Below are 21,163 nucleotides of genomic sequence, written 5' to 3'. Positions count from 1 at the left end.
CATTGACCTTGGTGCAGCACCAAGGTTTACACTTCGGTATATAGCCTGTCGGATTACGTTGTTGATTAACAATTAAGTTTGTGAAAATTATCACGTTATCGGTTTCAGGTTAAGAGATTTTAGACACTGGGGGAGAACAGAATGCGTAACAGAAATTTCGTCAAGAAAATGCTCATGTTATCTTTTTGTATGGTGCTGATCGTTTCCATGCTGAGCGGATGTACGGGAAATGGGGAGTCGGCTAATTCGTCGTCATCGTCCTTTAAAGCGGGTACGTTCAGTGGGGAAGCGGAAGGTAAAGAGGGAATTATTAAGGTAGAAGTAACTATGGATGAGCCCGATAAAATTAAAGATATTAAGATTGTAAGCCAATCGGAAACAGGGGGCCTAGGCGATAGCGCACTTGAAAAAATGAAAGAACAAATTCTAGAAGGACAAACCTTGGTGGTTGATGCTGTTAGTGGTGCCAGTCTTTCCAGTGAAGCCATGCTTGCCGCTGTAGAGGATGCCGTAACCAAAGGTGGAGGTAATCTAGAAGTCCTCAAAGCTGGAGGTGTCAAAAAAGCCGGTGAAGGGAAAACAGAAAAACTGGAAACCGACGTTGTTGTAGTGGGCGCTGGAGCATCCGGTGTATCTGCGGCGGTTACAGCAGCTGATAAAGGTGCGAAGGTTATTATTATAGAAAAAACTGGTGTCATCGGGGGAGCAAGTAATCTGTCTTGGGCAGGTAAGTTCTACAACTCCTCTGCTGCTACTAGTAATAGTCTAAAAGTAAATGTGGAAAAAGAAATTGCGGATTGGATTGTCAACAATCACTGGAGAGTGGATGCAGCAGCGATTAGACAATATGTTACTAAATCCGGTGAAACTTACGATTGGTTAGCCGAAAAAGGATATAAAACTAGCTTCCTGAACTTCTTCGGCGAACAATTACATGTGCTGCCGGCTTATGAAACCCGTGAAGAGACCCTTCGGAAAATGTTGTCCGAATCGGTTGAACAACATGGCGGACAAGTGATCACAGAAACGACTGCCAAGAAGCTGATTACGAATGAAGCTGGAGAAGTTACGGGAGTAGTCGCTGAGAAAGCAGACGGTACAACGCTAGAAATTTCAGCGAAGAGTGTCATAATGGCAACGGGTGGTTATGCTGCAAATAAAGAGATGGTTAAAGAGGCTTTTGGTTTCGAAGGGGTTAACGGTGGATTAGGACAAAACGTAGGGGAAGGTCTCGAAATGGCATGGGAAGCTGGAGCCAAGGTACCGGACAACTTCGGTGGACAAATGCTTCACCAAACATTAGCTAGAGCAACACAAGGTCTAAAAGCACAATATGAGCCTTTTGAAGCAAGTTATCCACTAATGTTGACTTATCTTCCGAATTTCATGAATGTAGGTACTTCTGGCGCAAGATTCAGAGATGAAGCAGCGACTCTAACTTCGGTTGCAGCAGCGAACACAAGTGCATTTAATGGACCCTATCATATGGTTATTGTCTCGAAATCCCAATTGGATGCACTTCAGACCAAAGGAATGAACGGTGTTCATGCACCAAGTCTTCCAGGAATGCCACCGGAATTCTATGCTGAATTTGCGGATCAATTTACACTTGAGAACCCTTGGGCAAATGTTGGGAAAGTATTTGATTCGATGGTGGAGAACGGAGATGGCTTCAAAGGAAATACGATTGAAGAATTAGCTACGAATGCAGGAATGGATGTTGACGTGTTTGTAGAAAATTACAATAGTTATAAAGAAGCGACAAAAACTGGTGTTGACTCTGAATTTGGTAAAGCCGCTGAGTATTTAGAACCTATAGGTGAAGAAGGTCCATATTATGCAATCATTGCTGAAATCAATAACTTGGGTTCTGTTGGGGGCTTGCTAGTAAATACAAAGTTCCAAGTTCTGAATGATAAACGGACGCCAGTGAAAGGATTGTTTGCTGTAGGTCTTGAATCTGAAGGCGTGTTGTTTAACGATACTTATGTTGGAAACGGCGTTGGTATTGGGTACTCCTTTACCTCGGGTCGTCTTGGCGGGGAGAGCGCTGCAAAGAGTGCTTTGAAAGCTAATTAACGACAATTTCCCGGAAAATAATTGAAGATTTTTAAAGACGCAGAGTGGAGAGCCCTGCGTCTTTTTTTTGCTGGAGCTTAGAGCCATTCCTCTTTTAACAAAGATTTGAGATGCTCTACGTTTGCTGCCCCAAGCTTGTTAGCGATTCTTTGCTCTAATTCGATTTTGGTGATCATCATTCTTTGATTGCATTCGATACCCTTCTGGGTAAGGATGATGTTTTTGTCACGTTGATTTCCTTTGACCTCCACGGCTTCTACATAGTTGCGGGATAACAGTCCTTGAATACTTTTATGCGTACCCTGTCTTGAAATATGAATAATTCTACTGATTTCCGATATTGTGAGCATTTCATGTTTTTCAAGAACTGCTAGGATATGGGATTCAGTCTTATTAATTTGGTCCGGGTCTTGGTCAGTCACTATTTTACGTAGGGCTAGATGTTTCTCACTAAGTAAATCAATAAGATTCATTTCTTGCAGATGGTTATCCATGTGAACACTCCTAAATCATCGCTCATTAATCCAAGTATAAGTCATTTGTATTCATTGTCAACTTGGTTGACTTAGTTCGAATGGCTGTGATATTGTAATCCAGGTTGACAATACTGAAAGATAAAAGGAGCTTGAAGATGGGAAGAAACAAAAAAGAAGCATTATTATTTACATTCATCATGTGTGCTTTGATGGTGCTGGGAATGAGCATTTACAATGTAGCGCTGATGGAGGGCTGGTCAGGTACGTTAGTTAAAGATGTGATCATCGGCTACGTACCTGCGTTTGTAGTTGCATTTATTCTGGATGTCTTTGTTGTAGGGAAAGTTGCGAAAGGGATCGCACATAAGCTGGTAAAAGAGAATGATCCGATGATCAAAAAAATCATGTTCATCTCCTTTTTTATGGTGACCGGAATGGTGCTGTTTATGTCCTTCTATGGCGCAGTTCTTCATGTAGGGTTCGCCTCAGCACTACCGATGGCTTATCTGTCTGCGATAGGTAAGAATTTCATTGTTGCACTTCCACTGCAAATTCTATTAGTCGGGCCTCTTACACGATTTATATTTGTGAAAATTACTCCTGCTACTGCATAGAGAATGTTTACATCACCATTACGCAAATCTGCAGGTTAGGTAATACTATTACTCTATATTGATAGAAACTATCAATAGGAGTGAAAATCTACTTGAAACCCACTGGTAAAGCTATTGTTTCTCTTATGCTTACAGCTGAGATGTTGTTAGGTTCCGCATGGATGGCAGGTCCAGCAGTGGCTGCATCCGTTCAATCAGGTACGCCTTATACGGCAGACGGTCAATACAATGTGAAGATTCCTCATATTATTGTTAATCAAGTTTATGGTGGGGGTAACACTGCCGATGCATCAGGTGGATTTTTCTCGAAAGGTTACATTGAATTATATAACCCAACTGATTCCGATGTGAGTTTAGTAGGTTGGTCTGTACAATATTCGGATCCTAAGCTCGCTGGGCAATGGAGCAAGTTAGATTTGAACAGAACCATTAAAGCTCATTCTTCTTATCTCATCACCGATGATGCCAACAACAAGGATCACAAAAACGATATCAGTGCCAAAGGCGATCAGTCCTGGCCGGGGATTTATTTTAATAACAAAGGCATGAAAGTTGTTCTGCTAAGCAGTACAGACTTGTTGCAGGTTGTGAATCCATTTCAAACAATGTCAAGTAGTTACGTGGACATGATTGGTGTAGCAGCAAATGATGATAATGCTAAGATAGATGGATACGAGACGGACTATCCTACGGGGAAAGCGGAAGGTACTTCTAAACAAAAGTCCGTTCGACGCGTTGCTTTCGTAGATTCAGACAACAATAAAGCAGATTTCAAACAGATTAGCTTTGATTCCTTAGATGCTTCAGCTTTGGCCTTGGCTAAGCCGCATAACAGCGCAGATGGACAATGGGGAATAAATGTAGGCGATCTTGGCATCGCAACTCAGAATCTTTCAGAAGCAAAACTCGGATCGCCTTATTCGGTAACATTGTCCGTTTATGGGGGAGTACAACCTTATTCTTTTGAAGCTACGGGTTTACCGGACGGACTATCACTGGATGCAGCATCTGGGAATATTAGTGGAACTCCTACGAAAGTAGGGGCGGCCACCGTAAGTATCGCAGTGTATGACAGTTCGGCACCCCGGAAGAAGACAGAAGCTATAGTACCACTGAATGTGGCGGAAGCCGCAGCACCTTTGACTCCAGATCTACTTAGTGTAACTAAGATCGGCGGATACGCTGTAGGCGTGACCAATAAAGATGGCGGCGTGGCGGAGATCGTGAAGTTTAACCGTGATAACGGCAAGTTCTACCTCGTTAATGGTTCATCTCACCCTGCAACAGTCGATATTGTGAATCTCAAGGACCCTTCTAATCCGCAAAAAGAATATAGTATTAATGTAGAACAGCTATCCGAAGTGGATGGATTTACATACGGAGACCTGACGAGTGTAGATATCAACACCGCTACTAAACGGATCGCTGTAGCCATTCAAGAAGAAGATGCTATGAAGAACGGTAAGGTTCTTGTACTCGATTATGATGGTAAAATGTTGGCTTCTTATGAAGCTGGAGTACAACCGGACATGGTGAAGTATACCGATGATGGCCGTTACATTTTGACAGCGGACGAAGCTGAACCACGTACGAATGTCGGTGATCCTGAAGGTAGTGTAACGATCATTGATACGCTCAAGGACACTTCGATTCAGGTGAAGTTCGATAACCCTGATGTAATTGACGATCTTGTCCATATTCGTGGAGTAGCTGATCCGGTAACTAAACAGATTACGGGCAAAGGTGAAAAAAAGGAAGCGATACGTGATCTGGAGCCGGAGTTTGTGGTGCTTTCTGATGACCAGACCATTGCCTATGTAGCGCTTCAAGAGAATAATGCTATTGCTGCCATCGATATTGCCTCCAAGCAGGTTCTAGGGGTTAAAGGATTAGGTTTCAAGGATTTAAGCCTTCCTAACAATGCTCTGGACCTGGTAAAAGATAATAAAGTGAATTTAGAAAATGTTCCATTCTTCGGTACGTATATGCCTGATGGTATAGATCAGTACACGGTCGGAGGTAAAACTTATCTGTTCACGGCCAACGAAGGTGACGCAACGGAATGGGATAGTAAAGTGAACGTGAGCTCAGTCAAAAAAATGAAGGGCTCATTAGATCCGGAATCAGATGCGGCTAAGTTTCTGAATAAAAATAAAGATAAATATGATAGTGTAGAAGTTATGTCTGACATGGGCAATGATGGAATTTACTTGTACGGTGGCCGTTCATTTTCCATTTGGGAAGCAGATTCTATGGAACAGGTCTACGATAGTGGCAGCGACTTTGAAAAGATTACCGGAGAACGCCTGCCAGAATATTTCAATGCAAGCAACAGTAACACGACCATGGATAACCGTAGTACCAAAAAAGGACCGGAGCCTGAGTATGTCAAGGTAGGCAAGGTTGGACAAAAAGCGCTGGCCTTTATTGGTCTTGAGCGAATCGGTGGTCTGATGACTTATGATGTGACGAATCCAGAGGAACCGAATTTTGTGAACTATATTAATACACGTCAATTCACACCTGCGAACACCATTGAAACGGACACTGGTCCAGAAGGTATCGAATTTATTTCGGCAACATCAAGCCCGACTGGATTGCCATTAGTACTCGTAGCGAATGAAGTTGGTGGTACTGTGGCCATTTATCAATTGAATGTATCGAAGGTAACACTGAATCGGACTTCTTTGTCATTGAAGGTTGGCGAAGCTTCAGCAACGCTTGAGGCTAGCGTAGTTCCTGCTGAGGGTGGATCGAATGTGGTAACTTGGAGTTCTTCGAATCCAAGTGTTGCTTCCGTTGATAACAACGGAAAGGTCACTCCCTTGGCAAAGGGAACAGCTGTTATCTCCGCCTATAGCGCAGATGGTTATGGCGTAGCTGAATCTACTGTGACCGTATCCGCAGCAGATCCGGTGATTTCAAATCCGGGACCTGGTACAACGGTAACGACTAAAGATCCAGTTAAACAGGCGACAACACCAGCTGTAACCACAGAAGGTAATAAGATTATCGTAGAGGTTAAGGCTTCAGCGGATGCAGAAGGTAAGTTAGTTGCCTCCGTTACTTTGGATATGGTTACAGAGGGACTTAAGTCTCTGGCGAATAATGCTAATGGTCAGTTGATATTCCGCTCTAAGGTTGATGCAGCTTCAGGTGAAGTTCTACTTAACTTCCCATCGAGTGCTTTTGCGGCACTGACAGGTAGTACTGCAAAGTCAGTTGTAGTTGAAGCAGGAGCTAGTACGATAACATTGGATCGTAATGCACTCTCGGCTGTGCACGCAGCAGCAAAGGGTGAGGACATTAAGCTGTCCATCGGCAGTACGGACACGGATGGGAAAGGCAAAGCTCAAGCTGTGGTTGGCAGTCGTCCAGTAATAAACCTTGCGATTTCAGCTGGCAGTCAGCGTCTCTCTAATCTAGGTGCTGGTTTTGCGACAATAACAGTGCCGTATACACTAGGAGCAAATGAAGATGCTAATGCAGTCGTAGCTTATGATTTGACGAATGCGGGGCAAGCGGTTGTACTAGCAGGCAGTAGCTATAACGCAGCAAAGGGACAACTGAATTTCCAAACTTCACAATTCTCCACGTATGCAGTAGGGTACAACAAAGTGAGCTTCTCTGATATTGGCAGCAGCTTTGCTAAAGATTCTATTACGTATTTGGCAGCTCGTGATGTAATTACCGGCATTGGCGAAGGTAAGTTCGGAGCTAAGAGTCAATTAACCAGAGCAGATGTTACCTTGCTCCTAGCACGATTGGCTGGTGTTAATCTGGGCGCAGAAGAAGCAGGAAACTTCACAGATGTTAAGGCTGACGATTATTATGCGGCAGCGGTAGCGTGGGCTAATCGCAAGGAAATTGTTACCGGAGTAAGTGATGGACAGTTCAATCCTCGGGCAAATGTAACTCGTGAGCAGCTCTCTGTCATGATCGTGCGATTAGCGAAAGCTATGAACTGGACATTGCCTGTAAGTGGCGACAGTTCAGCTTTTGCGGATCAGAAGTCGATAAGCTCTTATGCTCTTGAAGCAGCCGCAGCTGCTCAGCAGGCAGGAATTATTTCAGGCAAGCCTGTTGCAGAAAGTACGGGGCTTAACTTTGCTCCAAAAGATACAGCGACTCGTGAAGAAATAGCTCAAATGTTAGCGAAGCTGTTAAAGCTGAGTCAATCTTAAGCGATCATCATATTTTTTGATGACAATAGAAACGCTCTCCAATGCCTTGATGGGCAAAGGAGAGCGTTTTGTTTTAAGCTCTCTTTTTTACAGGTTCGAGCAGATTTAATACATACTCATTTCCGCTGCCTTTGGGACTATCGTTACGGATATGCTCTTCAAGACATAATCTTGAATCGTGGTCAGCTTGATAATCAAGGTTATTATCCAAAAAACTCATCAGCGCTTGCCATGAGCCGTAGATATCATCACTGCTTTCCGTCATCGCATAGAGACCGCCGTCGAACCGCATCTCTTTAAGTTGGCTTGGTATTTCTACATTTTCAGGAATGGAGGCACAGAATCCATAGCCATAAGGGTTATTCTCACCACTAGGATGCGGATTTGTATTCCCGCCAAATAAACGTGCCGTCCCCAAGAGGTGGCTAGCTTCCAACCATTCCAAGACAGGTAGCATAGCTTCATCCTCTGGGGATGTACTGACTGCAATGTTATAAGCAAGTCTCATAGTTGGAAGTGTAATGAATCTTACATGGATAGGTGGAGAGTGTTTAATTGTTGTCATAGATAAAGCCTCCTCATTCTCATTCAAATCATCCAATGTATTGCATGATTCTTCATTTAGCTCTAATAACAAATGGTTAGTTATGGACTCCTCCGTACGTGCGGATATTAATTGTAATAAGAAGCGGATTTCGCGATCTTTTTGTGTTAGCTTGGATTTCTCATTATGAATTGAAGCGGATTGCTGAAGAAGTGTTTCATACAAGGACTGTACGGACATGTTCTTTAGAACGATTCCGATATCTTTAATACTAATATCCAGCTTTCTTAATAATGCGGTGATACGAATAGCGAGAATTGCGTGCTCATCATAAATCCGCCAGCCCGAGCTAGCCTCACGATGACTTTTAAACAATCCTTGTGCTTCCCAGTGACGCAACGTCCGACTCGTCAGTCCGATTTGCGTAGAAAGCTTATCAATGGTCACAAATTCACTCATAGACAACTCCCGTTCTATAGATTGATAAGGCGCCCTATGGGAAGTATTTTAGCACTTAACGTTACGTCAATTGCAAGGATAGTTGTGAACGTGTACTCGACAAAATTTACATTTCTCATACAAAACTGTGTCCGGTATTTAATGTACAGCTTCTACAATTTAGATATTAGTAAAAAGTACCTATTGCCATATGAGGCTTTATACGGAGGATGATATTGTTGAAGGCTAGGTCTATGCATCTATCAATGAAGTGGAAGTTGATCTTGAGTTTTTCTGCCGTGGTACTATTCTTTCTAGGGGTAGCGCTATACCAAAACTATAAAATCAATCAAGTAGAAATCTCTATGGAAACACAAAAAATGGAGATGGAAAAAAGAATTACAGTATCCACCATTACTCAACTGCTTCAAGAAATGAACAGTGTGGAGACCTCTCTAGCGGGTTCTAGCGATTTAGAGTTTACCCAACCTTTTAAGGACAAGCAGACAAAGCTAATGGAAGAATTGGGTAAAGTGAAGTTTGAAGCAGATTCGCCAGCGTCTAAGGAGTTAGAACAGTTACATAATCAAGTTGGAGGATATACAGGCTATTTTGACGGATTAGTGAATACCCTAAAGGACGAGCAGCTTGATCCCATGGCCGTTCTGGAACGAATAGATGAACTACATACGAAGGCGCTAGCTATGAATAAAGCTATGCTGGAGACCAATGAGAAACTATATACAGCAGCAGCAGAGAACGCAGAAAAGGCTCAAGACTATTCTTTTGATTTGTTAAATCTGACTAGTTCTATGGGGGCTTATGCAGCAATACTAGTATTCATTTTCACACTTATTATTGCTGTTATGCTTATTCGTTCCTTCCTGAACCCTATAAATAAGCTGCAAGTTGCTCTACGTAAAATTGCTGAGGGAGATTTGCGGCAGCAGATTAATTCGCCATATAACGATGAGCTAGGAAGTCTGAGTCATCATTTCGACCATATGGTGTTGCGGGTTCGAGAGATGCTTCAGCAGACCCAATCGGTAGCTTCTTCGCTCGCTACTTATTCGCACTCTTTTCAACAATCTTCATCGATTACCGCTCATACGAACCAAGAAATCGTAAGTACAATACAGGAAATCTCTGTAGGCGCTGAGCAGCAAGCCGGACAATCGGAGCAGAGCGCAAGCTTGATTCAGGAATTGGAAAGGGAAGTTCATGAAATTACGGAATATACTGAGGTTATGCTCTCGACAAGTCAAACGGCTAATCACAATACTCGAAAAGGTTCCGAGTCCGTCATCGCTTTGCGCGAGGTATCAGAGCACTCACGTGAGTCTGTGAATAAAGTATATCTTGCTTTAACCAAATTGAGCGACCAATCGAAGGATATCTCCAGAATTACCAAATCGATTACAAACATTTCAAACCAGACCAACATTCTCTCACTAAATGCAGCGATTGAAGCAGCGCGGGCGGGAGTTTATGGGAAGGGCTTTGCTGTCATAGCAGATGAAGTGAGACAATTATCTGATCAGACCAAAGAGTCCTCCGTACATATCAGTCAGATTATTAACGAGCTGCAAGCAGGGATGGATGAATTTCAGAAATATATGCTGGAGACTAAAGGAAACCTTGAAGAGCAGGATCAAAAAGTGGCAGAAACGTTGTCGTCTTTTGAAGCGATAGATCAGTCGATCGTTGAGATTAGTAAGCAGATTGGGCAAATCCATGACAAGGTAGATATGACACAGACTATGAATCGTAGACTCGCAGAGTCTGTTCACAACGTGGCTGCCATTGCTGAGGAAACTGCGGCAGGGGTTCAGGAAGTGAATGCCTCTAGTGTGCAGCAGGACAACGCGATCCACGACATTGCCCGCCAAGCCGTTGAGATTAATGAGATTTCGCAAAAATTATTCAAGGAAATCAACGTCTTCAAGATTAATTCGGACATAGCAGACGAGATTATCGCTGGGGATGACAGTGACTCACCTGGCGCTGAAACACCTGAAGAACGCTCTTATTTGACAATCTCCGCATAGGGGAAGATTTGATTGACTGCCCGCACATCGGAAGCGACTTGATTCACTAATTCTGTAACGTAAAAAGGTAGCTTAGAGGAGAGATGCTTCTAACTACCTTTTTTGCACTTTAAGTGTATTTAATGCAGCTATTGAAGGATGTGTTTTCCTTAAAGAGTGTTTAGTTGTACTTAGTGCAGTTATTTCTCCGGAAAATGACTGTTGTGGTGTTTAGCTAGTTTTTAATTGCACTGATTACAACTAAAGTCGAACATAAGCTTGGCCGATCCGATTTAGTTGTATAGAGTGCAGTTATCTGAAATGTTCGCAGAGGTTTTGTAAAATGAAAAAGCTACCACCTTCGTAGAAGATATCTACTTAGGGGTAGCTTTTGTCACATAGATGAATGAGTGAAGAGGGCTTGTGTGTGGGAGAAGTTATTACTCGTAGGTTTTGTTCAGAGAGCTAACTAGCTCTGGGAGCCAATTCTTTAGATTGAGAAACTTGTATCCCGCCGACCGGGCTTTTGTCGTATCCATAAACCAGGATTGTTCAATTCCGAAGGGTGACATATGCTCGTCTGCGGTTTGCTTCTGGATGATGGCGTGTTTCTCTGTTTCTTCTTCAATCATTGTGAGAATATCCTTAATTCTAACCGTACCGTCTGAGCAAGCGTTGAACGGTCCTGTCATAGTAGAGCTACAGCCTAGCCAATATAGGAAATCAGCAGCTTCATCCGAACGGATAAAGGAGATATGTGCTTCGGGATTCGGTATACCAATCGGCAACTCATTACGGACATGCTCAATATGAAAATGAAGTCTTCGCGTATAATCATCTATGCCCAGCACAATTGGAAAGCGAACCGCAGCGACTGGAAAGGTAGCCTGCTGCATGAAGACGGCTTCCGCCAGTCTTTTTCCCTCTTGATAGGTGAAATCATTTCGCCCTCCGTGGCGGATAGGGTAAGTTTCAGGATCGAAAATGTCCTCGATCAGCGCTTCTTCGCTGAAATCATAGACGGATAAACTTGAGGTGAGGATATACCGTTTCGTTTTACCATCAAAAATCCGGCGTGCCTGATCCGCTTCGTCCGGTGAATAACAAATATTATCGAACACGACATCCCATAGTGTATCTCCTACCGCCTGAGCGAGCTCGGTTGCTTGGAAACGGTCCGCATGGATACGGTGAACGTGATCTCCAAAGGAATCGCTAGTTTCCCCGCGTGTAAGTATTGTTACGTCGTTTATGGAATCTTGTAGCAATCGTTCAACTAACCTTTTTCCAAAAAAGCGCGTGCCGCCTAAGATAAGAATTTTCCTCATAAAATATCACTCCTAACTAACATTAATGTTTATTTATAAGTCTAATTATAGGTTTCCGTAGAAAGCAGGGGAATTGTACCTTAAAGAGTGATGAGTGGTGATGAATGAAGCATAAAGATATGTGAGGAGATTTCATTAGTGTGATTGTACTTTGTGCAATAGAATTTAAACTATATAGGACATAATTTGATTCTATTGCACTTTATACAATCAAAAGATAATAATCGACTTAAAAGTCACTTTTATTAAGAATCTATTGCAGATAGTGCAGTAGATTCGTTTTTGACCTAACTCACAAAACATACCTATCTCATCAAACTCACACTTTTCAAAACTAATATTTGTTCGGTTATAACGTAACGTAATGTGCTTCATTTAGCTAAGGTTACTCCAGTATTACGAAATAGCGTCACGAAAGACTAAGCCACCATCCGCATTCCTGGCTCGGAATAGTTCCAGCCCATAGAGCTGAATCCGCCAGATTGGAAAGGTTGAACGCTTTGGAAGCTCTGGAAGCTTTGGCTGGACACGGCCATTACAGTGTCTTGACTTTCATCTGCAAGGACAAGCTCAATCAACTCGGCGATTTGTCCTTGTTCATAGGCGGATGCAAGACGATTCAAGGCAATCTGTAGTTCCGTCTCCTGCAGTATGGAGGGGCCGTTAGATTGAAGAAGTTCTTGTCTGACTGCAGGGAGGGCTTGGCGGGCTCGATGCAGAGCAGCTTTGATGGCTCCTTCTGTGGTGTCGAGGATTTCGGCAGCTTCGCTTCCGGAGTGCTCGAATACATCGCGGAGCAGGAACACTGCTTGCTGCAGTGGAGACAGATGCTTCTGTAAGGCTTGAAAAGCAGCCTCAATCTCAAATAAACCATACTCTGCTGCTTCCTCTGTCCGTGGTTGATCCATTTCCAGCACTCGTGACAACGTGGCTTTTCGCCGCATAATATCTGTCCAGGTATTTCTGGCAATCCGCAGGAGTAGCGCCTCAGGATTCGGATGATTCGTTAGCGAGCTGAAATTCGTACGACTTGTATGTTCTGAATTATTGTTCATTTGACTTGTATCGTTCATATCGCTCTTCAGCTTCGAATGTTTGGAAGTCTTCATATAGCCCAGTGCTTTGACCCACGTATCCTGAGCCAAATCTTCGGCTTCCCACGGGGATTGTGTCAGTGTAAGACAATACCGCTTCAGGGCCATTTGCAAAGACGTGGTATGATTCTCATCCGGTTCATGGCCGGCGCTAAGCTTCTCAAGGCTGGTCACTCTGCATAACCCCTTTTCCGGTAAAGTGCTTTCGGTTACTTCTAATAATAAACGAATGAGCTCCAAATTAAGATACGCAATAATAAAAATAATATTTTGCCCGCTTAACGTATCCTATCCATAGACTAATCCGTTTACAGGGTAGATTTCAAATAAAATAAACGGATGGAGGTCGCATACGCATGGCGTACATTCCTTATGTCATTGAACAAACGAATCAAGGGGAAAGATCCTACGATATTTATTCACGGCTCTTAAAGGACCGAATTGTGTTTGTAGGGGCGGAGATTGAGGATCAATTAGCGAATAGTGTTGTTGCCCAATTGCTGTTCTTATCAGCTGAGGATCCAGATAAAGATATACACATGTATATCAATAGTCCAGGGGGCTCCGTAACAGCGGGATTAAGTATTTATGACACAATGCAGCTCATTAAACCGCAAGTAAACACGATCTGCACAGGTATGGCGGCTTCCTTTGGTTCACTTCTATTGTTAGCTGGGGCTAAAGGTAAACGTTATGCGCTGCCGAATAGTGAGATTATGATTCACCAGCCACATGGTGGTGCGCAGGGGCAGGCCAGTGATATTGCGATTAGAGCCAAACGTATTTTGAAGCTACGGGAAGTGCTTGTTCAGATTACAGCGGACCGAACCGGACAGACGGTGGAGAAGGTGCAACAAGACATGGATCGGGATTATTTCATGTCAGCCGAGGAAGCAGTGGAGTACGGGATTATCGACAAAGTTATCACAAATCTGTAAGTCGAAGGAGTGAAGTGAATGATGCTGGAAGCTTTGCAGGGCAAAGAGGTAACCATTTATTTTGTAGATGGCTCTAACGCTAGAAAAGGCATTTTGGAAACGGTAACTGAGAAGTTTATCAAATATCGGACAGAATTTGAGGAGCTTTATATTCCCATGACTTCCGTCTGTTCCATTACACTAGATACTAAAGGACGGGAACGCGCCCGTGTAGGATTTACACAATAACCATTATCAGATTTAAAAATAGGGTTAGGGAAGCTTTCCCTAACCCGTACTTTCACGAATTGCCAAATAATGAGCTACATTTGCATGATGCTGAATACCAGTCTCCCCTTTAATCAGCTTGATTAAAGTTCGGGTAGCAGTCATTCCAATCTCCGTTCCGGAGTATTCCACCGAGGACAGCTTGGGACGAACGACAGAAGCGATAAAGCTATTATCGAATCCGAACACCGCAACATCCTCTGGCACCCGAATACCGTTATCGATCAGAAAATTCATAGCCCCTACAGCTATCCAATCTGTGGAGCAAAAAACCGCAGTAGGTAGTTCCCCGCTATCCTTAATCCGGCGCATAGCGTCACTTCCATCTTCTACGGCCATTCCACTTTCTACTACCCATTCTTCTCTTAAGGTAATGCCTGCATCCATAAGTGCTTGTTGATAGCCGCGATATCGATCGCCACCCACTGCATTATCTCCAGATACCCGGATCATGCCGATGCTTCTATGTCCTTTTTGAATCAGATAAGTAACGGCTTCATAGGAGGCGGTAACATTATCCAGATGGACAGAAGGGATCGAATCAATCTGAGATTGTTCTCCAACTAACACGCAAGGTGACCCGGATTTCTGGATAATCTCCAAATGCTCCTTACTCGGAACCGAGCCTACATATATATAACCCTCAGTCCCCATATGGTGGAATAAGTTCAAATAATGAAGTTCACTATTAACACTTCCGTCTGTTAACCCGACCAAAACATCATAACCATATAGCTCGGCGAGATCACGTATGCCAATATTGAAATCATCAAGCACGGTATTACTGTTCTGCGGAATAATGACACCAATCAGAGGTGTATCCGGTCTACCTGCATCTGAACCGATGATATTAGGGCGGTAATTCATTTGTTTCATGGCTTCCAATACACGCTTACGAACTTCCTCGTTTACCGGTTTGCTGTTATTGACAACCCTTGATACGGTAGCTATTGAAACGTCAGCCATTTTGGCTATATCTTTAATTTTTACCTTCAAGAATATCACCATAACTTTCCAATCTTGTATTCGTTCTAGAATATATCGCAAGCATATCACGGATAGCTTCAAGAATCCAAAAGATTGTTATTGACCAGGAAAATAAAAGATCCTATAATGATCGCATAGGAAAATAATTTCCTTAAATAAACCCTAAATAGATAGTTTTTTAGTCGATAATCTTAAGTTTTATTATGAAAATCACTAATTCGTGAATTGAATAGGAAAATATTTTCCTAAGAGGGTATATGAATACGAAGGAGCTGCATACATTGAACAGAACATGGTGGAAAGAAGCCACAGCGTATCAAATTTACCCACGGAGCTTTATGGATAGCAATGGCGATGGTGTTGGAGATCTGCAGGGAGTCATCTCAAAACTTGATTATTTACAGGACCTTGGCATCAATGTCATTTGGATTTGTCCTATTTATAAATCCCCGAACGATGATAATGGATATGATATTTCAGATTACCAGGATATTATGGCGGAGTTCGGCAGTATGGCCGATTTCGATCAGCTATTAAGCGAGGTTCATGCACGGGGCATGAAGCTGATTCTGGATCTTGTCATAAACCATACTTCAGATGAACACCCTTGGTTTGTTGAAGCACGTTCAAGCAAGGATAATGCTAAACGTGATTATTATATTTGGAGAGATCCTAAGGACGGAAAGGAACCGAATAACTGGGAGAGTATTTTTAGCGGTTCGATCTGGGAGCTTGACCCTGCTACAGAGCAATATTTCATGCATGTCTTCTCCAAAAGACAGCCTGATCTCAACTGGGAGAATCCTAAAGTGCGTCAGGAATTATACGGTATGGTCAATTGGTGGCTAGATAAAGGGATCGACGGCTTCCGAGTGGATGCTATTTCACATATTAAGAAAATTTCAGGTCTTCCTGATCTGCCAAATCCAGATAATCTTCCGTTCGTTTCGTCCGGCGCGGGTCATATGAATCGGGAAGGAATTCACGATTTTCTTCAGGAGCTGAAACAGGAAACATTTGATCGTTATGACATTATGACCGTTGGTGAAGCGAGTGGTGTTAGTGTCGATCAAGCGGAAATGTGGGTAGGCGAGGAGCAGGGCAAATTCAATATGATTTTTCAATTCGAGCATTTAGCTCTTTGGAATAAGAGTGTTACGGGTGGCTTGGATGTTCTGCAGCTGAAATCAGCACTTTCCCGCTGGCAAAAAGGTCTTGAGGGTAGAGGCTGGAATGCATTATTTATCGAGAATCACGACCAACCACGTTCAGTTTCCACTTGGGGAAATGATGGCGAGTATTGGAAGACATCGGCCAAATCGCTGGCTACAATGTATTTCCTAATGCAAGGAACACCGTTTATTTATCAAGGTCAAGAAATTGGGATGACTAATGTACGATTTGATTCCATGGATGATTATGATGATGTGGCGATGAAGAACCTGTATCGTTTAGAGACAGAAGCCGGAAAATCACATGAAGAAGTCATGGAGGTTATCTGGAAGAACGGTCGCGACAATTCTAGAACGCCAATGCAATGGGATGACTCTGAGAACGCTGGTTTCAGTAGCGGCAAGCCTTGGATGAAGGTCAATCCTAATTTCACGGAGATCAATGTGGAACGTGCGAAGCAGGACCCTGATTCCATCTATCATCATTATAAAAAGCTAATCGCACTTCGGGCCGCTAATCCTATTACCGTTTATGGAACCTATGATTTGATCCTGCCTGAAGATGAACGAATCTACGCTTATACTCGTACACTTGGCAATGAGAAATTGCTGGTCATGTCAAACCTGACTTCAGAGGAAGCGCTGTTCGACCTTCCGTTTGATTTGGAATTTGACTCCAGTGAGTTGCTGTTGAATAACTATGAAGTTGACCCTGCCGAGAAGATCGAGACAGTGGCATTACGCCCTTACGAATCGCGTGTGTATATGCTGGTTAACGCACCTGTAGAGCAAGAGGCAATTCGTGAGAGTGTGCCTGCAACAACGGTTTAATTATTTTAATAAACGCAAGAATGCCCCTCGGCCAATGGCTGAAGGGCATTCTTTTTATTAAATATCAATTATTTGCTCTGTTCGCCATCATCCGTAGAAGATAAATCCGGCCGTTGCAGAATATAACTATTAGACATATTCAGGAGCCGCTGAACGGCATCAAATTGCGCTTGTGTCGAACCGCCCTCAGTTTCAGAGCCGTCGATTAGGTTATAGTTATTTCCATCATCGTAATCGACACCAGTCAAGTACAAGCTTGTATCATTAATAAAAGAACCAGTAGGAAGAAAATGTCTAACAGGTAGCAGATTGGTCTGTTGATTCATCAGATCTTCTCCGAAGTGGAGCTGGTCCTTCATAGAAATCCCTAACAGATTAGCTACAGTTGGTAAGATGTCAATCTGACCGCCAGTTTGGGTATACACAGAAGGTTGGTCTATGCCGGGGGCATGAATTATGAAAGGAACGTTGAACATATCGGTATATCCATACTCGTGTCCGACCATTTCCTCCATTAATGATTTCTCATTGCCGTTAAGGGAATACAGGGATACACCTTGATGATCTCCGTAGAAGACAATCACGCTATCGTCCCATAACCCGCTGGACTTCAGTTCGTCTAGAAATTGTCCCATGGCATAATCCGCATAATTTTGGGCTAAAATATAGTCGCCGACTAAGGTCCCTTCGTACCGTTTAGGCAACGTCATTTTAAATTTAGATTCTGGCATTTTATAAGGGTGATGAGCGCTCATAGAAATGACCATCGCGTAAAAAGGATCGTCTTCCGCATCCATTTTGACTAATTCAGGAACGGTCTTGGCATACAGCACCTCATCGGAAGATCCAAATGCGATATGATCATCATCTCCATAGAAGGACTGATCGTAGTATTTATCAAAGCCTAGCACCTTGTATAAGGTTTTGCGGTTCCAGAATTCTACGCTATTGGTGTGAAAGGTGGCCGTGTTATATCCATTAGCTTTCATCAGCTTAGGCAGACTTGGAAGTTCCTTAGTCATATAGTTGGACGAAGTGGCTACTTCGTGATGAGGAACATATAGAGAGGTGTTCACAACAAACTCAGCATCCGATGTTGTTCCTTGCCCCGCATTTGTATAGAAGTTATTGAAATAATGTTCGCTTGAAATAAGTTTATTTAGATTGGGAGTTACTTCCTGTCCGTCAATGCTTAAGCCAAGCAGGAAATTCTGAAAAGATTCCATTTGCACTACAATGAGATTTTTACCTTGAGCCGCTGCCCAATACTTTGGAGAGACTTGCTCCGTAATCCCCTTTGTAGCGTCCACAGACTGCTGCGTAATTTCTTCGCTGTCGATCATTTCTTTCTTTTCTGTGGTGTCGGCAAAAATGGTATATACCTCGTAATTGAGAATCCCCATACGCTCTGCCTTTTTGTTCTCGTTCATACTGGCATGATTCGGCCAAATATTAAAGACACATATCGCAAGTGAAACACTGATGATCCCAAGCAAGGCGGTTCGGTTCATACGCCGGTTCATGCCTCTTTCTTTCCAGATCGCAATATATTTGGGACGGAACATAAAGAACATGAAGACTACAATATCCACAAAAATGAACAAATAGTAAGGATCCAGCAAGGAGTATGTGCTTTCTCCGACCTTGGTTACCTTATCTGCCTGTTCCAAAGCATGGTAAGTAGCAATTACGCCGTAATATTTGTAATACATCAGGACGGCAAAATAAATCACTGAAATTAATAAGTTCACAATCATGTAATACAGAAACTTCCGTTTGGAAGCCATCCACTCAATGAGTCCAAAGACGATAAAGAAGAACGGGATCTCTGTGAGCAGCATGCTCCAATTAGGGCCGTCACTAAATACTACGAACCAGGCCACTGCGCATTTTAAGAGCAGGATGAAGCTAAAAATTAGAAAGGGCTTATTTTTTATTTGAAAATCTTTTTTCACTCGTAATCATCCTCTCTGGTGCAAAACACACTAAAATCCTGCATAACTCTGTATGTTGTGGGAATCCGTTGCAATATGCCGATGCTTATTATGCTCTTGAAGTTTTAGTGTGTCAAAAGACGGACGAGAGACCTAGAGTGCAGCAACAAGCGATTTATGCCATATAAACAGTTAAAATCAGCTTCAATCCTAAACTACAAGTTAAAGCGTATAAATTGATTTAAAAAAGTACAGTTTCTCGCAACTTTACATAATATTCCACAGTCTATATAAGAAGATTGAATACAGTGGGGGTCTCTATTGTTGCAGATCAACAGTTTGACCCTACCGATTCTAAAAGGAGTGATCTTAAGTGGGAAGACAAATTTCAAGCATTAAAATTCAGATAAGACGAATAGGTATTGTAGTTGTTGGGGCAGCTATTATCCTAGCTACAGCCTCACCATTAATAGTAAAAGCGGACAGTGTTGTGAATTTCCCGGATGAAAAGAAGTTATTGTCTGGCATCACTGGGTTGGACGCTGGTGATAGAAGCGCTTATGCCATCACTGCGGATGGAACAGCCTGGGCATGGGGTGGTGGATACGGTTCTATTGGTAATGGGGCAACCACGCCAGCGTATACTCCAGTCAAAATGCGCATCGATCATGTTAAGCAAGTTTCAGGTGGCTATCGTCATAATTTGATGTTGAAAGACGATGGAACAGTGTGGGCAGTAGGGGGGAACGAACATGGACAACTTGGCACTGGAGCGCAGTCCTCGACAGTCCTTCTAGAGCCGGTTCAAGTGAAGGGGCTAACGGATGTGATTTCTGTTTCAGCAGGAGACGCACATAGCTTAGCGCTTCGAAAAGACGGAACGGTATGGGCGTGGGGAGGCAATGAGCAAGGAGAACTCGGTGATAATTCGGGGAAAAACGGGCTAACACCGGTGCAGGTGAAAGGACTACCCTCCATTTTAGCTATAGCTGCAGGATCGAATAATTCAGTGGCACTTGGAAACGGCGGAGAGGTGTGGGTATGGGGCTCATCTAAAACTAGAGGCATTAAAAAGGATGCGGTTCTAAAGCCTACCCTACTTAAAGGCGGCGGGGAGTATAGAGCTGTTGATACTGATGGGTGGAATGGAGTAGCTTTGAGATGGGATGGTACCGTTTGGTTATGGAATAATTACACAGATATGAATCCGGGTGGAACTTTACAGCCGATTCAGATTCCAGGACTCACTGATGTCGTATCGATGACAACGGACTCAGCAGTAAAAGCCGATGGAACCGTATGGCAGTGGACAGTTGGCGATAAAAATAAGATGGATGTTAAACAGATTAGTGGTATTCAAAATGCAGTTTCGATTACCAGCGGGAACAGAAATCATTATGTGCTCTTAAAAGACGGTCATGTTCTTGCATGGGGAACGAATGAATTTGGACAGACTGGGTTGGGGGTTAGAGATTTTATGATTGACACGCCTCAGCCAGTGAAGAAATCGATACAGGTCCTGTTGAACAATAGTGAAATGGATCTGACCATGCCTCCTTTACTGCTCAACAATTCTACTTACGTTCCTTTAAGAGGAATATTTCAGCATATGGGAGTGGATGTACGTTGGGACGTTCCATCGAGATCAGTTATTGCCGTGAAGGAATCTACATCTACTACGCTGATCTTAAATTCGGTTAATGGACAAACGACAGTGAATGGAAAAGTAATAGCCACAGATCAAAAGCCAGTCTTTATTAATGATAGTGTATATGTACCTTTAAGACTGGTGAGTGAAATGTTAGGCGCTAAGGTAGAATGGGATGCCGAAGCTTATGCTGTTCAAATCCATTCAAACCAATAAAAAACAGCTCGAAATTCTTAATCATGATGCTGATGAATATAGGATCAATGGGACAACGTATAATAACCCCAACGATCATTCAATTAGGGTCTTGAAACGGATGGGCATAGGAACAACGGTAATATTGGGACAAAATGGGTAAGAGTATACATTACGGCCTCTTTATATTCATTGCAGTGCTGTTGATCGGAACTGGTGAATGGCCGTTCAGGATGCCGCTAAACCGAACGTCTTAAGGCGGAATTGAAAGGATGGTGAGGTTTCTCATTGAACCTAAAATAAATCGTATGAAGTAGCCCCCTATTGTGATAGAATAATCTAGTTGTCCTAGTTTCCGGAAATTTACTCCATTCCAGCGATTTTCATTAGATATATAGGTGGATAAT

Annotated in this window: 14 protein-coding genes; 8 read left to right on the top strand and 6 right to left on the bottom strand. The window is 43.0% G+C overall.

Features of this window, described 5'->3' with window-relative positions:
* The first annotated feature begins 141 nt into the window (after positions 1–141).
* Positions 142–2,079, top strand: coding sequence for an FAD-dependent oxidoreductase (locus tag NSQ29_RS17425; RefSeq protein ID WP_341125694.1), 1,938 nt, complete (start codon positions 142–144; stop codon positions 2,077–2,079).
* 77 nt (positions 2,080–2,156) lie between these two features.
* On the opposite strand, the gene NSQ29_RS17420 is transcribed toward NSQ29_RS17425, so the two are convergent.
* The gene (locus NSQ29_RS17420) at positions 2,157–2,573 is read right to left on the bottom strand and encodes a MarR family winged helix-turn-helix transcriptional regulator (RefSeq protein ID WP_341125693.1); all 417 of its coding nucleotides are present in this window, start codon (positions 2,571–2,573) and stop codon (positions 2,157–2,159) included.
* 137 nt (positions 2,574–2,710) lie between these two features.
* On the opposite strand from NSQ29_RS17420, the gene NSQ29_RS17415 reads away from it, so the two are divergent.
* Together NSQ29_RS17415 and NSQ29_RS17410 are read left to right on the top strand one after the other, a co-directional pair.
* A complete protein-coding gene (locus NSQ29_RS17415) occupies positions 2,711–3,169 on the top strand; it encodes a DUF2798 domain-containing protein (RefSeq protein ID WP_341061682.1) in 459 nt (152 codons plus the stop codon).
* A gap of 92 nt (positions 3,170–3,261) precedes the next feature.
* Positions 3,262–7,353 carry a choice-of-anchor I family protein gene (locus NSQ29_RS17410; protein ID WP_341125692.1) on the top strand — a complete coding sequence of 1,364 codons (4,092 nt, stop codon included), beginning with the start codon at positions 3,262–3,264 and terminating at the stop codon, positions 7,351–7,353.
* Positions 7,354–7,426: 73 nt separating this feature from the next.
* Here the strand turns inward: NSQ29_RS17410 and NSQ29_RS17405 are convergent, their stop codons facing one another.
* Positions 7,427–8,356 (bottom strand): MerR family transcriptional regulator, encoded by a 930-nt coding sequence (locus tag NSQ29_RS17405; RefSeq protein WP_341125691.1) that lies wholly within the window; start codon positions 8,354–8,356, stop codon positions 7,427–7,429.
* Positions 8,357–8,601: 245 nt separating this feature from the next.
* Here NSQ29_RS17405 and NSQ29_RS17400 point away from each other — a divergent pair, with 245 nt between their 5' ends.
* On the top strand, positions 8,602–10,383 hold the full coding sequence (locus tag NSQ29_RS17400; protein ID WP_341125690.1) for a methyl-accepting chemotaxis protein: 1,782 nt from the start codon (positions 8,602–8,604) through the stop codon (positions 10,381–10,383).
* A gap of 419 nt (positions 10,384–10,802) precedes the next feature.
* Here the strand turns inward: NSQ29_RS17400 and NSQ29_RS17395 are convergent, their stop codons facing one another.
* Together NSQ29_RS17395 and NSQ29_RS17390 are read right to left on the bottom strand one after the other, a co-directional pair.
* Positions 10,803–11,690, bottom strand: coding sequence for an NAD-dependent epimerase/dehydratase family protein (locus NSQ29_RS17395; protein ID WP_341125689.1), 888 nt, complete (start codon positions 11,688–11,690; stop codon positions 10,803–10,805).
* Between the two features lie 419 nt (positions 11,691–12,109).
* Positions 12,110–12,958 carry an RNA polymerase sigma factor gene (locus tag NSQ29_RS17390; protein WP_341125688.1) on the bottom strand — a complete coding sequence of 283 codons (849 nt, stop codon included), beginning with the start codon at positions 12,956–12,958 and terminating at the stop codon, positions 12,110–12,112.
* A gap of 182 nt (positions 12,959–13,140) precedes the next feature.
* Between NSQ29_RS17390 and clpP the strand changes: the two genes are divergently transcribed.
* Positions 13,141–13,722 (top strand): ATP-dependent Clp endopeptidase proteolytic subunit ClpP, encoded by a 582-nt coding sequence (gene clpP, locus NSQ29_RS17385; RefSeq protein ID WP_042186692.1) that lies wholly within the window; start codon positions 13,141–13,143, stop codon positions 13,720–13,722.
* Positions 13,723–13,740: 18 nt separating this feature from the next.
* Positions 13,741–13,950 (top strand): hypothetical protein, encoded by a 210-nt coding sequence (locus tag NSQ29_RS17380; RefSeq protein ID WP_231573413.1) that lies wholly within the window; start codon positions 13,741–13,743, stop codon positions 13,948–13,950.
* A gap of 39 nt (positions 13,951–13,989) precedes the next feature.
* Here the strand turns inward: NSQ29_RS17380 and NSQ29_RS17375 are convergent, their stop codons facing one another.
* Positions 13,990–14,985: a LacI family DNA-binding transcriptional regulator gene (locus tag NSQ29_RS17375; protein ID WP_341125687.1), complete on the bottom strand. Its 996-nt coding sequence runs from the start codon at positions 14,983–14,985 to the stop codon at positions 13,990–13,992.
* Positions 14,986–15,257: 272 nt separating this feature from the next.
* On the opposite strand from NSQ29_RS17375, the gene NSQ29_RS17370 reads away from it, so the two are divergent.
* On the top strand, positions 15,258–16,979 hold the full coding sequence (locus tag NSQ29_RS17370) for a glycoside hydrolase family 13 protein (protein ID WP_341125686.1): 1,722 nt from the start codon (positions 15,258–15,260) through the stop codon (positions 16,977–16,979).
* Between the two features lie 68 nt (positions 16,980–17,047).
* Here the strand turns inward: NSQ29_RS17370 and NSQ29_RS17365 are convergent, their stop codons facing one another.
* Positions 17,048–18,934, bottom strand: a complete 1,887-nt coding sequence (locus NSQ29_RS17365) for an LTA synthase family protein (RefSeq protein ID WP_341125685.1) — start codon at positions 18,932–18,934, stop codon at positions 17,048–17,050.
* A 352-nt stretch (positions 18,935–19,286) separates the two neighbouring features.
* Between NSQ29_RS17365 and NSQ29_RS17360 the strand changes: the two genes are divergently transcribed.
* Positions 19,287–20,777 (top strand): stalk domain-containing protein, encoded by a 1,491-nt coding sequence (locus NSQ29_RS17360; protein ID WP_341125684.1) that lies wholly within the window; start codon positions 19,287–19,289, stop codon positions 20,775–20,777.
* Positions 20,778–21,163: the final 386 nt, after the last annotated feature.

Source organism: Paenibacillus sp. FSL F4-0236 (genome assembly GCF_038000135.1).
GTDB lineage: Bacteria > Bacillota > Bacilli > Paenibacillales > Paenibacillaceae > Paenibacillus_AQ.
This window is presented reverse-complemented; position numbering and strand designations above follow the sequence as displayed.